Annotated in this window: 10 protein-coding genes; 4 read left to right on the top strand and 6 right to left on the bottom strand. The window is 71.0% G+C overall.

What is annotated here, in order from left to right:
• Nucleotides 1-160: 160 nt before the first annotated feature.
• The 4 genes from ABZ851_RS06585 to dusB all read right to left on the bottom strand — a co-directional run bounded on the left by ABZ851_RS06585 (nt 161) and on the right by dusB (nt 7,427).
• The gene (locus tag ABZ851_RS06585) at nt 161-1,456 is read right to left on the bottom strand and encodes a hypothetical protein (protein ID WP_361122987.1); all 1,296 of its coding nucleotides are present in this window, start codon (nt 1,454-1,456) and stop codon (nt 161-163) included.
• A gap of 528 nt (nt 1,457-1,984) precedes the next feature.
• Nucleotides 1,985-4,765 carry a pyruvate, phosphate dikinase gene (gene ppdK / locus ABZ851_RS06580; RefSeq protein ID WP_311625193.1) on the bottom strand — a complete coding sequence of 927 codons (2,781 nt, stop codon included), beginning with the start codon at nt 4,763-4,765 and terminating at the stop codon, nt 1,985-1,987.
• Nucleotides 4,766-5,239: 474 nt separating this feature from the next.
• Entirely contained in the window at nt 5,240-5,818 is a 579-nt protein-coding gene (locus ABZ851_RS06575; protein ID WP_361122985.1) for a MarR family winged helix-turn-helix transcriptional regulator, read from the bottom strand.
• Nucleotides 5,819-6,278: 460 nt separating this feature from the next.
• Nucleotides 6,279-7,427 (bottom strand): tRNA dihydrouridine synthase DusB, encoded by a 1,149-nt coding sequence (dusB, locus tag ABZ851_RS06570; RefSeq protein WP_361122982.1) that lies wholly within the window; start codon nt 7,425-7,427, stop codon nt 6,279-6,281.
• Nucleotides 7,428-7,571: 144 nt separating this feature from the next.
• Here dusB and ABZ851_RS06565 point away from each other — a divergent pair, with 144 nt between their 5' ends.
• Nucleotides 7,572-9,026: a DHA2 family efflux MFS transporter permease subunit gene (locus tag ABZ851_RS06565; RefSeq protein ID WP_361122979.1), complete on the top strand. Its 1,455-nt coding sequence runs from the start codon at nt 7,572-7,574 to the stop codon at nt 9,024-9,026.
• 99 nt (nt 9,027-9,125) lie between these two features.
• On the opposite strand, the gene ABZ851_RS06560 is transcribed toward ABZ851_RS06565, so the two are convergent.
• Complete coding sequence (locus ABZ851_RS06560) at nt 9,126-10,121, bottom strand: helix-turn-helix transcriptional regulator (protein WP_361122976.1); 996 nt, start codon at nt 10,119-10,121, stop codon at nt 9,126-9,128.
• Between the two features lie 101 nt (nt 10,122-10,222).
• Between ABZ851_RS06560 and ABZ851_RS06555 the strand changes: the two genes are divergently transcribed.
• From ABZ851_RS06555 to ABZ851_RS06545, 3 genes are all read left to right on the top strand, one after another.
• Nucleotides 10,223-11,800, top strand: coding sequence for an MFS transporter (locus tag ABZ851_RS06555; RefSeq protein ID WP_361122973.1), 1,578 nt, complete (start codon nt 10,223-10,225; stop codon nt 11,798-11,800).
• Nucleotides 11,801-11,991: 191 nt separating this feature from the next.
• Nucleotides 11,992-12,996: an aldo/keto reductase gene (locus ABZ851_RS06550; protein WP_361122970.1), complete on the top strand. Its 1,005-nt coding sequence runs from the start codon at nt 11,992-11,994 to the stop codon at nt 12,994-12,996.
• Between the two features lie 221 nt (nt 12,997-13,217).
• Nucleotides 13,218-13,799: a TetR family transcriptional regulator gene (locus tag ABZ851_RS06545; protein WP_361123769.1), complete on the top strand. Its 582-nt coding sequence runs from the start codon at nt 13,218-13,220 to the stop codon at nt 13,797-13,799.
• Here ABZ851_RS06545 and ABZ851_RS06540 read toward each other — a convergent pair.
• Complete coding sequence (locus ABZ851_RS06540) at nt 13,796-14,344, bottom strand: N-acetyltransferase (RefSeq protein ID WP_361122967.1); 549 nt, start codon at nt 14,342-14,344, stop codon at nt 13,796-13,798. The genes ABZ851_RS06545 and ABZ851_RS06540 overlap by 4 nt on opposite strands.
• Nucleotides 14,345-14,365 lie beyond the last annotated feature (21 nt).

The raw sequence follows: 14,365 nt of genomic DNA, 5'->3' as shown, positions 1-14,365 counted from the left end.
GCCATTCTGACCTGCGAAGATGCCACACGGGCAGAAGTCGCACGGGCCCGCGTCCAGCACTCGGATGCGGGCCCTCTTCGGCGCCTGGGGTCAGCCGGCGCCCGGGATCAGGTGCTGCCCGGGGCCAGTTGACGACACCCGGGGCAGTTGCTGCCCTGGATCAGTTGGTGCCCCGGGCCCCGCGGTGACGGCGTACGGCGAAGACCGCGCCGGTGCCGAGCAGCACGGCGCCGCCGCCGACGAGGGCGAACCGCGGCACGGCGGGCGACGCACCGGTCGAGGCGAGAGTGCCGCCGGTGACTGCCGACGCCGGCTGGGCGGAGGCGGTGGAGCCGGCGGAAGCCGGGGAACCGGTCTGCGCGGCCGGCTTCGACTCCGGCTTCGGGCGGTCCTTCTCCTCGACCTTGCCGGGCTTCGCGTCGCCGACCGTGCCGGGCTTGCTGCCGGCCGGCAGCACCTTGAAGTCGTAGCGCTTCATGGGGCCGAGAACACACGGGTGGTACGCATCAGCGGCGTCACCCGCGAACAGAGCGAAGGCATCGAGGGCCGGGGCCTCCTTTTCGAGCGTCATCCGCATCTTCACCTCGGTGCGGGCGCCGGGCTTCATGCCCTTGACGGAGGCAATGTGGGAGCCGCCCTTCGTGGAGTCCAGCTCCTTCCAGCCGGAACCGTCGGCCCACTGCACCTTCATGAAGTGCTGTTCCTGGTGCCTGGCGGTCAAGCGGAAGAAGACCAGCGGGTCCACGTCCAGCGTGCGGTCGGTGGCGTTGGCCACGGTGAACGAGAAGTCGACCGTGGTCCCGGCGACCACCTTCGCGGGCAGGCGGTTCGCGAGGACGGTCAGGCCCGGCACGCGTACGCACTCGGCGGCAGCGGCGAGCGCCTGCTCGGCCGCGTCCTTGGCCTTGCGGGCCTCGGCCGAGGCGGTCAGGACCTTGTTCCACTCCCGGAACGCCGCGACCTTGGCGTCGTCCCATGCGTCCCTGGCCGCCTTGCGCTTGGCGTCCGCGTTCGTCTTGGCCTCGGCGGCAGTCCTGGCCTGCGCCTCGGCGGCGCTCAGTGCCTCCTGCGCCTTGGCCTTCCCGTCCTCGTCCGTGGCCTCGTCCAGCGCGGCCCTGGCGTCCTCGACGGCCTTGTCGGCGGCGGTCTTGCCGGCGGCGGCGGCCTTGGCCGCCTTGTCCGCGGCGAGGAAGGCCGCCTTGAGCGGGTGGGAGTCCTGATCCAGGGCGGCCATGGTGGCGTTGATCTTCTCGCGGCCGGCCTTCTCGGCGGCAACCGCGTCCTCGTACGCCTTCTTCGCGTCGTCGGCGGCCTTCTTCAGTTCCGCGTAGGTCGGCTTCTGCTGCGTCTGCGCCGGGGCCTTGGTGTCGGCGAAGGCGGTGCTCGCGGAGAGCAGGACCGCAGGCGCGGTCACAGCGGCAACGGCTGCGGTCGCGAGGGTACGGCGAAGGTTCACTGGAGACCTTTTCCTGGTCAAGAGAAGGGAATCCGCCGCGTGGGCAGAGCGCTCAGGCGTGCGGGATGCCTGGGATCTTATGACCGATATAAGGCCTAAGGGCAAGGAAAAAATTACTTGGCGGGAGTGCTCCCACCCTCACCCTCAGCGGGTAAAACGGGGCAATACCCGGCAGTTGCCCTCTTTGCCGCAGGTTTTTCTGTGATCTAACCAACGGGACCTTCCGACCGGCCTGCGACCGGCCTGCGACTGCCCTCCGGCCGTCCTTCAACTTCCCGCCGGTGCCGGGGCGTTGCCTCGCCGCACCGCAGCGACACCGGGGCCCCGCAAACGGGCGTCCGGGACCAAAGACCGAGGGCGGCACCTCCGCACAGGTGCCGCCCTCTTGGGGTGCCGGAGCCGACAGCCGGGCGGCTGAGGGTTGGTGCCCGTACTGCCGGGCTCCGGTGGGTCTTTCACGCCACCGCGGGCGCACCCGGCGCCCGCGGTGACCGGCGGGGGCAGTGGTACTCACCGCCCCCGGCGCGGTCAGCGGCTGTCGCTGCCCTTGGACTCCGCGGCCGCGCGGCCCGCCTCCAGCCGTGCGACCGGGATGCGGAACGGGGAGCAGGAGACGTAGTCCAGTCCGGCCTCGTGGAAGAAGTGGACGGACTCCGGGTCACCGCCGTGCTCGCCGCAGACGCCGAGCTTGAGGTCCGGGCGGGTGGCCCGGCCGGCCGCGGCGGCGTTGCGGACCAGGGAGCCCACGCCGTCCTTGTCGATGGTCTCGAACGGGCTGACGCCGAAGATGCCCTTCTCCAGGTACGCGGTGAAGAAGCTGGCCTCGACGTCGTCGCGGCTGAAGCCCCAGACCGTCTGCGTGAGGTCGTTCGTACCGAAGGAGAAGAAGTCGGCCGACTCGGCGATCTGTCCGGCCGTGAGGGCGGCGCGGGGCAGCTCGATCATCGTGCCGAGGGTGAGCTTGAGGCTGACGCCATGAGCCTTCTCGACCTCGGCGATGACCTGCTCGGCCTCCTCCCGGACGATCTCCAGCTCCTGGACGGTGCCCACCAGCGGAATCATGATCTCCGCACGCGGGTCGCCCTTGGCGTTCTTGCGCTCGGCGGCCGCCTCGGCGATGGCACGCACCTGCATCGCGAACAGACCGGGGATGACCAGGCCGAGGCGCACACCGCGCAGGCCCAGCATCGGGTTCTGCTCGTGCAGCTTGTGCACCGCCTGCAGCAGCCGCAGGTCGTTCTCGTTGGCGTCCTTGCGGGCCTCGGCGAGCGCGACCCGGACCGACAGCTCGGTGATGTCGGGCAGGAACTCGTGCAGCGGCGGGTCCAGCAGCCGGACCGTCACCGGCAGTCCGTCCATCGACTCGAACAACTCGATGAAGTCGGCCCTCTGGAGCGGCAGCAGCTGGCTGAGCGCGGCGTCCCGGTCGGTCTCGGTGTCGGCCAGGATCAGGCGCTCGACCATCTCGCGGCGCTCACCGAGGAACATGTGCTCGGTGCGGCACAGGCCGATGCCCTGGGCGCCGAACCGGCGGGCACGGGCGGCGTCCTCGGCGTTGTCGGCGTTGGCCCGTACGCGCAGCCGGCGTACCCGGTCCGCGTAGGCCATGATCCGGTGGACGGCCTTGACCAGCTCGTCAGCGTCCTCGGCCCCGGCGTGCATCCGGCCCTCGAAGTACTCCACGACCGGGGACGGCACGACCGGCACCTCACCGGCGTAGACCTTGCCGGTGGAGCCGTCGATGGAGACGACGTCACCCTCCTCGATGACGGTCCCCTCCTGGGTCGTCATCCGGCGGGCCTTGGTGTCGACCTCCAGCTCCTCGGCGCCGCAGACACAGGTCTTGCCCATGCCGCGGGCGACGACGGCGGCGTGCGAGGTCTTGCCGCCGCGGGAGGTGAGGATGCCCTCGGCGGCGATCATGCCGTTGAGGTCGTCGGGGTTGGTCTCGCGGCGGATCAGGATGACCTTCTCGCCGGAGCGCGACCACTTGACGGCGGTGTACGAGTCGAAGACGGCCTTGCCGACCGCCGCGCCCGGAGAGGCGGCGATGCCGCGGCCGATCGTCTCGGACTTCGCGCCCAGGTCGAAGCGGGGGAACATCAGCTGCGCCAGCTGCGCGCCGTTGACCCGCTGCAGGGCCTCGGCCTCGTCGATCAGGCCCTGGTCGACGAGCTGGGTGGCGATCCGGAAGGCGGCACCGGCGGTGCGCTTGCCGACCCGGGTCTGCAGCATCCACAGCTTGCCGCGCTCGATGGTGAACTCGATGTCGCACAGGTCCTTGTAGTGCGTTTCGAGCGTCTCCATGATCTGCATCAGCTCGTCGTACGACGCCTTGTCGATGTTCTCGAGGTCGGCGAGCGGCACGGTGTTGCGGATACCGGCGACGACGTCCTCGCCCTGCGCGTTCTGCAGGTAGTCGCCGTAGACGCCCTGGTGGCCGCTGGCGGGGTCGCGGGTGAAGGCGACGCCGGTGCCGGAGTCCGGGCCGAGGTTGCCGAAGACCATGGAGCAGACGTTGACCGCGGTGCCGAGGTCGCCGGGGATGCGCTCCTGGCGGCGGTAGAGCTTGGCGCGGTCGGTGTTCCACGAGTCGAAGACCGCGCGCACCGCGAGGTCCATCTGCTCGCGGGGCTCCTGCGGGAAGTCCCGGCCGGTCTCCTTGGACACGATGTCCTTGAAGTGCGCGACCAGGCTCTTGAGGTCGGCGGCGTCGAGCTCGATGTCGACGCGGACGCCCTTGGCCTGCTTGGCCTCCTCCAGCGCCTCCTCGAAGAGCTCGCCGTCCACGCCCAGCACGGTCTTGCCGAACATCTGGATCAGGCGGCGGTAGGAGTCCCACGCGAACCGCTCGTCACCGGCCTGCGCGGCGAGGCCGGAAACCGATGCATCGGAGAGGCCGATGTTGAGGACGGTGTCCATCATGCCGGGCATGGAGAACTTCGCCCCGGAACGGACCGATACGAGCAGCGGGTCGTCGGCCTGGCCGAGCTTCTTGCCCATCTGCTGCTCAAGGGCGTCCAGGTGCTCGGAGACCTCGGCACGCAGTGCCGCGGGCTCGGTGCCGCTCTCGAGGTAGACCTTGCAGGCTTCAGTGGTGATCGTGAAGCCGGGAGGGACCGGAAGTCCCAGGTTGGTCATCTCGGCGAGGTTCGCACCCTTGCCGCCGAGGAGGTCCTTGAGCTCCTTGTTGCCCTCGGTGAAGTCGTAGACGAACTTCACGGACGAAGGCTGGGTTACGTGGGGATCTTGCGTTTCCGGCACGGCACTGACTCCTCGCCGACGGGCTGCCCTGACGGCGAGGAACATACCCAGATCGAAGGCGCATGGGTACGTCCACTTGGTCGACATGCGTGCGTAACCAGCCGTCCGCCACTGGATCGAAAGTGATCATGCATTTGGACGTAGCTTCATTACCTGAATGCACCACTCCGCTACGTAGTCGAAATAGCGTTGATGTGCTACTCGGAGCAACGAATGGCGTAATAACTCGAACGCATGACGCATGGCACCCGGTGCCACCATTGGAGAGGTGGAGCCCCGCCCGGGGTGCTCATCTGAGCGCAACCCCTATCAGGGGTGGCGAGAATCACGCGCTCATGTGTGACCCGGTCCCATCATTTGGACCCACTTCAGTGTCTCGCTCCACGACCTGTCCAAGGAAGACATCCACCGGGACGCGCCCCCGGTCGCCTGCGGCCGGCGGATCCGGGCATCGCCATCGGGCCAAGTTTTCGATCCCTGGTTGCCGACCGCCTCTCTTCCCCTCTTCCCTCTCCCGCCCTACCCCTTGGCCCGGCGTCCGCTCCGTCGTGGCCGGGGGTCCTGGCCGTCCAGCAGCTCCAGACGCCGGTCCGCGCCCCGGGTCTCGACCTGCAGCACGATCCGGCCCAGCAGATCCGCCAGATCCAGCGCCTCGTCATCGCTCAGGGGCTCGGTGACAAAGGCTTCCTCGGTGTGAAACTCCGGGAAGACCCTGATCATCAGCCGCTCGCCCTCGGGGGTCAGGGACAGCAGGGCGAGCCGCCCGTCGGCCGGATGGGTCCTGCGCTCCAGCAAGCCGCGGCCCTGGAGCGTGCGGGCGACGCCGGTGAGCGTGCCCTTGGAGATGCCCGCGTCCTCGGCGACCCGCCGGGTCTCCCGCTCACCCCGGATCCAGACCACCCACAGCACGACGAAGGCGGTCCAGGTCAGCTCGGCGTCGCGCAATACGGAGTTCTCGAAGTGCTGCCGTACGGCGGCCGCGGCGCGATAGATGCTCGCGACCGCGGCCATCCGCTCGTGACAGACGGGGACGGGGGTGTCGCCGAGTCTGGCCTGGACCGCCTTCTCCGTGTCCGCGAGGGACCGGTGCCCGCTCACCACAACAGCCCCCTCGGCTTCCGCCCGGTCCGTATGGCCCGGCGCCCGCATGCGCCCGGCCCATGACACCCAGTGCCGGTATGGCCTCAAACGGTAGCGGCGGGTGGTGGTCGCCCGCCCGCCGACACGCCCCGCACGCCGCCCCGGGTGCCTCCGCGTGGCCCTCTGTCCGGTACGGGGGAGCCGCGCCGACGCTCTGCCGGGCCCGTCCCCCGTACGGGCCCGGCAGAGGGTCACCGATTCCTCCGGGCGGCCACGGGCGCGCCGCACCTCAGGCTGCTGCCTGACGTAACGTCAGGGTCAAGCCCCGGCCGGTGAGGAGCCGGTCAGTACCCCGTGCGTACCTTCGGCAAGGGTGCACCGCACGCCAGTGGGGGCGCCTCGGCCTTCCGCACGAAAGTGAGCCCGGCACCTCCGCCGTACGGGGGAGGTACCGGGCTCCGTTCACCAGGGTCCGGCGTCAGCCGCCCGACGTGTCCAGCTCCGCGTCGGCGTCCACGCCCGCGCAGTCGTAGGGGTCGTCCAGCCAGCCGTCCGGCAGGACGACCCGGTTGCGGCCGGAGGTGCGGCCGCGCGGGCCGTCTGCGCCCACCGGCCACGGCTGGTCCAGGTCCAGCTCCGACAGCAGCGCGTCCAGCTCGTCGAGGGAGGAGGTCACCGCGAGACCGCGGCGCATCTCGGAGCCGATCGAGAAGCCCTTGGTGTACCAGGCGACATGCTTACGGAAGTCGATCACTCCGCGGGTCTCGTCGCCGATCCACTCGCCGAGCAGGGTGGCGTGCCGCAGCATCACCGCCGCGACCTCCTTGAGGGTGGGCTGCGCGTACCCCTCGGAGGCGTCGCCCCCGGTACCCGTGCCCTCGAAGGCGGCGACCAGATCGCCGAACAGCCACGGCCGCCCCAGGCACCCGCGCCCCACGACCACCCCGTCGCAGCCGGTCTCCCGCATCATCCGCTGGGCGTCGTCGGCCGACCAGATGTCGCCGTTGCCGAGCACCGGGATCTCCGGGACGTGCTCCTTGAGGCGCGCGATGGCGTCCCAGTCGGCGGTGCCGCCGTAGTGCTGGGCCGCGGTCCGCCCGTGCAGGGCGATCGCCGTGATGCCCTCCTCGGCGGCGATCCGCCCCGCGTCGAGGTAGGTGATGTGGTCGTCGTCGATGCCCTTGCGCATCTTCATCGTGACCGGCAGGGCCCCCGCGTTCGCCACCGCCTCGCGCAGGATCGAGCGCAGCAGGTTCCGCTTGTACGGCAGCGCCGAGCCGCCGCCCTTACGGGTCACCTTCGGGACCGGGCAGCCGAAGTTCAGGTCGATGTGATCGGCAAGGTCCTCTTCCGCGATCATGCGGGCGGCCTTGCCGACGGTGTCCGGGTCGACGCCGTACAGCTGGATCGAGCGCGGCTTCTCGGTCTCGTCGAAGTGGATCAGCTGCATGGTCTTCTCGTTGCGCTCGACCAGCGCCCGCGTCGTGATCATCTCGCTGACGAACAGGCCCTTGCCGCCGCTGAACTCCCGGCACAGCGTCCGGAACGGGGCATTGGTGATCCCGGCCATGGGCGCGAGCACCACGGGCGGCTGCACCGCATGCGGACCGATCTGCAGCAGAGTCATGACGGCGATACCTTCGGCTTCCTTCGGCGGGACGGTCGGGCCGCGGCCGTACGGGCGGTCCGGCCACCGCGATCTCCCATTGTCCCGCACCGCGGGAGCGGCCCTGCCGGGACCGGGCATCCGCGATCGTTGTAGCGTTCAACCATGCCTGATCTCAGCCGCCGACGGCGTCTCCTGGTGCTGGCGATCTGCTGCATGAGCCTGCTGATCGTCAGCCTCGACAACACCATCCTCAATGTCGCCCTGCCGTCCATTCAGCACGAGCTGCACGCCTCGGTCGCCGGTATGCAGTGGACGATCGACGCCTACACGCTGGTCCTGGCGGCGCTGCTGATGCTGGCCGGTTCCACCGCCGACCGGCTCGGCCGGCGCCGGATCTTCCTGGTGGGGCTGGTGGTCTTCGCGGTCGGTTCGCTGCTGTGCAGCCTGGCGCCGGGGCTGGAGTGGCTGGTGGTCTTCCGGATGGTGCAGGCGGTCGGCGGCTCGATGCTCAACCCGGTCGCCATGTCGATCATCACCAACACCTTCACCGACCCGCGGGAGCGGGCCCGCGCGATCGGGGTGTGGGGCGGGGTCGTCGGCATCAGCATGGCGGCCGGGCCGGTGATCGGCGGGCTGCTGGTGCAGAGCGTCGGCTGGCGCTCGATCTTCTGGATCAACGTCCCGATCGGGGCGCTGGCGTTCTTCCTGACCCTGCGCTACGTCCCGGAATCCCGCGCTCCCCAGCCGCGCCGCGTCGACCCGGTCGGCCAGCTGCTGGTGATCGCGCTGCTCGGCTCGCTGACGTACGCGATCATCGAGGCCCCGGATGCCGGCTGGACGTCCCCCGAGATCCTGGTGTTCGTCCTGGTGGCGCTGGTGTCCCTGGCCGGTCTGGTCGCCTACGAGCGGCGCCGCAGTGAACCCCTCATCGACCTGCGGTTCTTCCACAGCGTGCCGTTCAGCGGAGCCATGGTCGTGGCGGTGTGCGCCTTCGCCGCGCTCGCCGGCTTCCTCTTCATCAACACGCTGTACCTGCAGAACATCCGCGGTCTGTCCGCTTTGGACGCCGGTCTCTACATGCTCCCCATGGCCGGGATGACGCTGATCTTCGCCCCGGTATCGGGGCGGCTGGTCGGCAACCGGGGGCCCCGGCTCTCGCTGCTCCTCGCCGGTACGGCGATGGGGGCGAGCGGGCTGCTCTTCGCGGCCTTCGACGCCCAGGCCACGAATGCGTTGCTGTTCACCGGCTATGTCCTGTTCGGCATCGGATTCGGCCTGGTCAACGCCCCGATCACCAACACCGCGGTGTCCGGTATGCCGCGTGCCCAGGCAGGGGTGGCCGCCGCCGTCGCCTCCACCAGCAGGCAGGTCGGGCAGTCGCTCGGCGTCGCGGTGATCGGCGCCGTACTGGCGGGCGGGGCTCACGCCGCCGCCTCCGCGGACGCCTTCGTCGCGGCCGGCCGCCCGGCGTGGTGGATCATCGCCGGCTGCGGTGCGGCCGTGCTGCTGCTCGGGGCCCTGACCACGGGCCGGTGGGCGAAGGCGACGGCCGACCGCACGGCGACGCTGTTCGACGACGGGGCCCGGGGGCAGCAGGCGGCGGACGCACGGTCGTAGCCGTAGGGCGGGGGGTGTCTGGGCCGGGCTGGACCGGGGCCGGGGCCGGGGCTGGGCCGGGGGGCTGTGGCCGGGGCAGGGTGTCTCTCCCGGGGCCCCTCAGGCCGTGACGAGTGCGGTGGGCTCCGCCGGCCTGGCCGACCGCGCTGCCTCCGCTGCCTCCGCCGCCAGCAGATCCAGCCGCTCCCGGGTCACCTCGTCGACCGGTGTGTAGGACAGCAGCTTGGGGCCGGGGTTGGGCCCCGTCCACAGGCTCGTCGCGGACAGCTGCAGTGTGCCCACCCGGGGATGCCGGAAGAGCTTGACGGCACTCATCGGGCGGATGACTTCATGCTGTGCCCAGATCTCCCGGAATTCGGACGACGCCTCCGTCAGCCGCGCGACCAGCGCCTTCCAGGCCGGCTCCGCGACATGCTCGGCCATCGACGCCCGGAACTTGGCGGCCATCACCCGCATCGTGGCGTCCAGGTCGACCACGCTCGCCCGCCACTCGGGGTGGGTGAACGCCAGCCACATGCAGTTGCGGTCCTCTTCGGGCAGCGCGTCGAGGTCGCACATCAGACGGCCGTATGTGGCGTTGTAGGCGAGGATGTCGAAGCGGCTGTTCTGGAGGACGGCCGGGAACGGCTCCAACTGGCGCAGCATCTGCCGCAGTTCGCGCGTGACCCCGGTGCACTCCGTGCCCGGCGTCGGGTCGATCGCCCCGGCCAGCGCGAACAGATGGCTGCGCTCGGCGCGGTCGAGCAGCAGCGCACGGGCGACCGCGTCCAGGACCTGCGGCGAGACGTGGATGTCCCGGGCCTGTTCGAGCCAGGTGTACCAGGTGACCCCGACGGCGCCCAGGTGCGCGACCTCTTCGCGGCGCAGTCCGGGGGTGCGACGGCGGGCGCCCCGCGGCAGCCCGACCTGCTCGGGCGTGATCCGTTCCCGCCGGCTGCGCAGAAAGGCGGCCAGCTCGGCCCGGCGGGCGGCGTCGTCGCGCGGGGCGGTGGCGGGCCGTGGGCCGACGGCGGGCCATGAAGCGGTGGCGGGCCGCGAGGCGGTGTCGCCGGCAGGGCCTGTGGCAGGCTGCGTCAGGGGCGTGTCCACGGTCATGGCTCCAGGGTGCCGCAGTCCGGAGCCGGTTGCCAGGTAGCACCGGTACCAGGATAAGAACACTCTGGTACCAGCCTGAGCGGTCGACGATCGTCGGTTCCGTGAGCGATACCCGAGCACTGACGACCACTGCGGAAGCCCCGGCTGCGCCCTCTGGAGCCCCGGCCGCCCTCGCGGATGCCGCGATCCCGAAGCCCCCGGGGGCGCCGGCCGCACCGATGGCACCGACCGCCCCGGAGACCCGGGAGGTCCCAGCGGTACCGGCCGCCCCCGGCCCCGCCGTGCAGCAGCCGGCCACGACCGCGCTGACCCCGCTCGGCCTGCTGACCGTGCTGCTGGGCGCGGCCCTGCCCATGATCGACTTCTTTATCGTCAACGTCGCGCTGCCGACCATCGACCACGACCTCCACGCGGGGCCGGCGATGCTGGAGATGGTGGTGGCCGGCTACGGCGTCGCCTACGCCATGCTGCTGGTGCTCGGCGGCCGGCTCGGCGACATGATCGGCCGCCGTCGGCTGTTCCTGTGGGGCCTGGCCACCTTCGGCCTCACCTCACTCGCCTGCGGTCTCGCGCCGGACGCCGGAACGCTGGTGGCGGCCCGGGTCGCCCAGGGCGCCGCGGCCGCGCTGCTGCTGCCACAGGTACTGGCCACCATCCAGGCCACGACCACGGGCAAGCGGCGCGCCAAGGCCGTCAGCCTGTACGGGGGCACGGCCGGTGTCGCCAGCGCCGTCGGCCAGGTACTCGGCGGCCTGCTGGTCGCCGCCGACCTGGCGGGCACCGGCTGGCGCGCGGTCTTCCTGGTGAACGTCCCGTTCGCCGCCGCGGCCTGGCTGCTGGCCGCCCGTACGGTCCCCGAGACCCGGTCGCCGCACCCGAGCCGGGTGGACGGCCCCGGTACCGCACTGCTCGCCGCCACCCTGATCACGCTGCTGCTGCCGCTGACCGAGGGCCGGGCGGCCGGCTGGCCCGTGTGGTCCTGGGTCCTGCTGGCCGTGTTCCCCTTCGCCGCCGCCGCGTTCCTGCTCGTCGAGCACCGGGCCGAACGTGCCGGCCGCACCCCGCTCGTCCCGCCCTCGCTGCTGCGCATCCCCTCCGCGAACAGCGGACTCACCATGATCATCCCGTTCTCGGTGGGCTTCGGCGGCTTTATGTTCGTCGTGGCCGTCGCCCTCCAGAACGGGCTGCACTACGGCCCGTTCGCGGCAGGGCTGTCCCTGGCGCCGCTGTGCGTCACGTTCTTCTTCGCCTCGCTGGCCGGTCCGCGGCTGGTGGGGCGGTTCGGGCGGCGGGTGGTGATCGCCGGTTCGCTGATCCAGGGCGCCGGTCTGGTCGCCCTGGCGCTGACCGTGCACACGGGCTGGCCCGGCATATCGGTGGCCGGCCTCGCGTCGAGCATGGCCGTGCTGGGCCTCGGGCAGGGCCTGGTGCTGCCGGTACTGATGCGCATCGTGCTGAGCGAACTGCCGGTGGCACAGGCGGGTGTGGGCGGAGGCGTCATGGTCACCACCCAGCAGTCCGGCCTCGCGCTGGGCGTGGCCACCCTCGGCACCCTCTTCCTCGCCCTGATGCCGTCCCTCGGCATCCGCGACGCGATGCTCGCCGCCCTGCTGACGCAACTGGCGATCGTCGCGGGCACGACGGCGCTCGCCCTGTGCCTGCCCCGACAGGTGCGCTGACCTGGGCTGACCTGGACTTAAGCGGGAGGGAACGAAGGGCCGGGACGCGACTTTCATATGACGGCTGACAAATATTGAAATCTGTCAGCCGTCATGTCATAGTGATGGCGGGACAGCCAACCGCCCTCATCCGCACCTCTCGTCGCCCCTCCCTCCCTTCCCCCATCCCTCCCGTACTCCAGGAGCACGCCGTGCAGACCCGCACCCTGGGCACCACCGGCCCGCAGACCTCCGCCCTCGGCCTCGGCTGCATGGGCATGTCCGCCCTCTACGGCGACAGCGACCGCGGCGAGTCCATCGCCACCCTTCACGCCGCCCTCGACGCGGGCATCACCCTGCTCGACACCGGCGACTTCTACGGCATGGGCCACAACGAACTGCTGATCAACGAAGCCCTGCGCACAGCCCCCGCGGCGGCCCGCGAAAGGGCGCAGATCAGCGTCAAATTCGGCGCGCTGCGCACGGTCGAAGGCGGCTTCACCGGCTATGACGGCCGGCCGAATGCGGTCAAGAACTTCGCCGCGTACTCCCTCCAGCGCCTGGGCGCCGACCACATCGACATCTACCGGATCGCCCGGCTCGATCCGGATGTCCCGGTCGAGGAGACCGTCGGCGCCATCGCCGAGCTGGTCGCGGCCGGACACGTCCGGCACATCGGCCTCTCCGAGGTCGGCGCGGAGACCCTGCGCCGGGCCGCCGCCGTCGCCCCGATCTCCGATCTCCAGATCGAGTACTCCCTCATCTCCCGCGGCATCGAGGAGGCGATCCTGCCGACCGCCCGCGAACTGGGCATCGGCGTCACCGCGTACGGCGTCCTGTCCCGCGGCCTGATCAGCGGCCACTTCAGCCGGGACCGCAAGCTCGCCGCGAACGACTTCCGCGGCAGGAGCCCGCGCTTCCAGGGCGAGAACCTCGACCGCAACCTCGACCTGGTGGACGCACTGCGCAAGATCGCCGAGCAGAAGGGCATCTCGGTCGCCCAGACCGCCATCGCCTGGGTGCTCTCCCGCGGCGAGGACATCGTTCCGCTGGTCGGCGCCCGCCGCCGCGACCGGCTGACCGAAGCACTCGGCGCCCTGGAGGTCACCCTCGACGCCGACGATCTGGCCGCCATCGAACGCGCCGTCCCCCCGAACGCCGCCGCCGGTGACCGCTACCCCACCGACCAGATGGCCCACCTGGACAGCGAGCGCTGACCCCGGGGGCAGCGTGACCGACGGAGCGGGTACGGGGCAGGGACAGGTACCGTCCCTACGGACCCGGCGCACGGATCCGTAGGGGCCCACGGGTCCGATGGACTCACGCACCTACGGACCGGCGCAGGTGCCGGCACCGGCACACCCACCTGGTGCGCCACCGGGACCGCTCGCAGGCCCAGCCCGCCTCACCCCGCCCCTCCCGAAAGGCCGACCACCCCATGCCGCCCGAGACGTTGACACCTGAGCGCATCCTCGAAGCCACCGAGGAGGTACTGCGCCGCTACGGCCCGGCCAAGGCCACGGTCGTCGATGTGGCGCGCGCCCTGGGCGTCAGCCATGGCAGCGTCTACCGCCACTTCCGTACGAAAACGGCGCTGCGGGAGGCGGTCACGGAGCGCTGGCTGGACCGTACGAGCAAGGAACTCTCGGTCATCGTCGCGACGGAAGGGCCGGCTCCGGAGCGGCTGGAGCGCTGGCTGACCGCCCTGTTCGAGGCCAAGCGGCACAAGGCCGGTGACGATCCCGAACTCTTCGCCACCTACATGACGTTGATCGGCGAGAGCGGCGGCGTGGTCGACCGGCACGTCACCGATCTGGAAGCCCAACTCACCACCATCATCGAAGCCGGCGTCAGCCAGGGCACCTTCCACACCCCCTCCCCCGCCGCCACCGCCCGCGCCGTCTTCGACGCCACCGGCCGCTTCCACGACCCGTGCTACGCCCCCGAGTGGTCCCGCCCCGAGATCACCGCCGACTTCGAGGCCGTCCGCGACCTGGTCCTCCGAGGCCTGCGCGGCTAGGGCGTGTCTGTGGGATCAGTTGGTTCAGCCGGTCCCGCCTCGGACGTTTCCCGAGCGGGCGGCAGCGCGAGCCAGTCCTGCCAGGTGATGTCGCGGCCCAGGTAACGGGGCTGCTGGAAGGGCCAGTCGGCGGCGATCCACTGCGGCACCAGCGCGTCGAGCGCGCGCTCCACGTCGCTGCCGACGAGGTCGTCCACCACCCACCAGGAGACCTCTCCGTCGGCACCGGTGCGCTCGGGCGGGTCGATGTAGACGCAGCCGAGGATCGCCGTCTCCTCCTCGTCCAACAGCGCGTAGTTGAACGACTGGTGCGCGGCTATCTCCTTCTCGTGCCGCAGCAGGTCGATGCGGTCCTCTTCATAGGTCATCGTCTCCTCGGGCCAGCCCCAGGCCGGGCCGAAGATCTCCCACAAGCGTTCGCGGGAGCCCATCACGGCGGGGTAGTCGATCGCGGTATCCGCCTCCCGGATCGGCCGCAGGTGCACCGCGGTGCCGGGCACGGGCACGTGGACGGGGTGGACGAAGTCGTCAGGCAGCCAAGTCATAAGGCCCGAACTTACCGCCGG

Origin of the sequence: Streptomyces sp. NPDC047049 (assembly GCF_040643995.1) — a bacterium.
Classification (GTDB): domain Bacteria; phylum Actinomycetota; class Actinomycetes; order Streptomycetales; family Streptomycetaceae; genus Streptomyces; species Streptomyces mooreae.
The sequence above is the reverse complement of the archived record's forward strand: the minus strand, read 5'-3'. Positions and strand labels throughout refer to the sequence as shown.

What these genes read in the sequence shown, in the direction of transcription:
- ABZ851_RS06540 (WP_361122967.1), bottom strand. Translation starts at nt 14,344, where the DNA reads ATGACTTGGCTGCCTGACGACTTCGTCCACCCCGTCCACGTGCCCGTG.
- dusB (WP_361122982.1), bottom strand. Translation starts at nt 7,427, where the DNA reads ATGACTCTGCTGCAGATCGGTCCGCATGCGGTGCAGCCGCCCGTGGTG.
- ABZ851_RS06545 (WP_361123769.1), top strand. Translation starts at nt 13,218, where the DNA reads ATGCCGCCCGAGACGTTGACACCTGAGCGCATCCTCGAAGCCACCGAG.
- ppdK (WP_311625193.1), bottom strand. Translation starts at nt 4,765, where the DNA reads ATGTTCCTCGCCGTCAGGGCAGCCCGTCGGCGAGGAGTCAGTGCCGTG.
- ABZ851_RS06560 (WP_361122976.1), bottom strand. Translation starts at nt 10,121, where the DNA reads ATGACCGTGGACACGCCCCTGACGCAGCCTGCCACAGGCCCTGCCGGC.
- ABZ851_RS06565 (WP_361122979.1), top strand. Translation starts at nt 7,572, where the DNA reads ATGCCTGATCTCAGCCGCCGACGGCGTCTCCTGGTGCTGGCGATCTGC.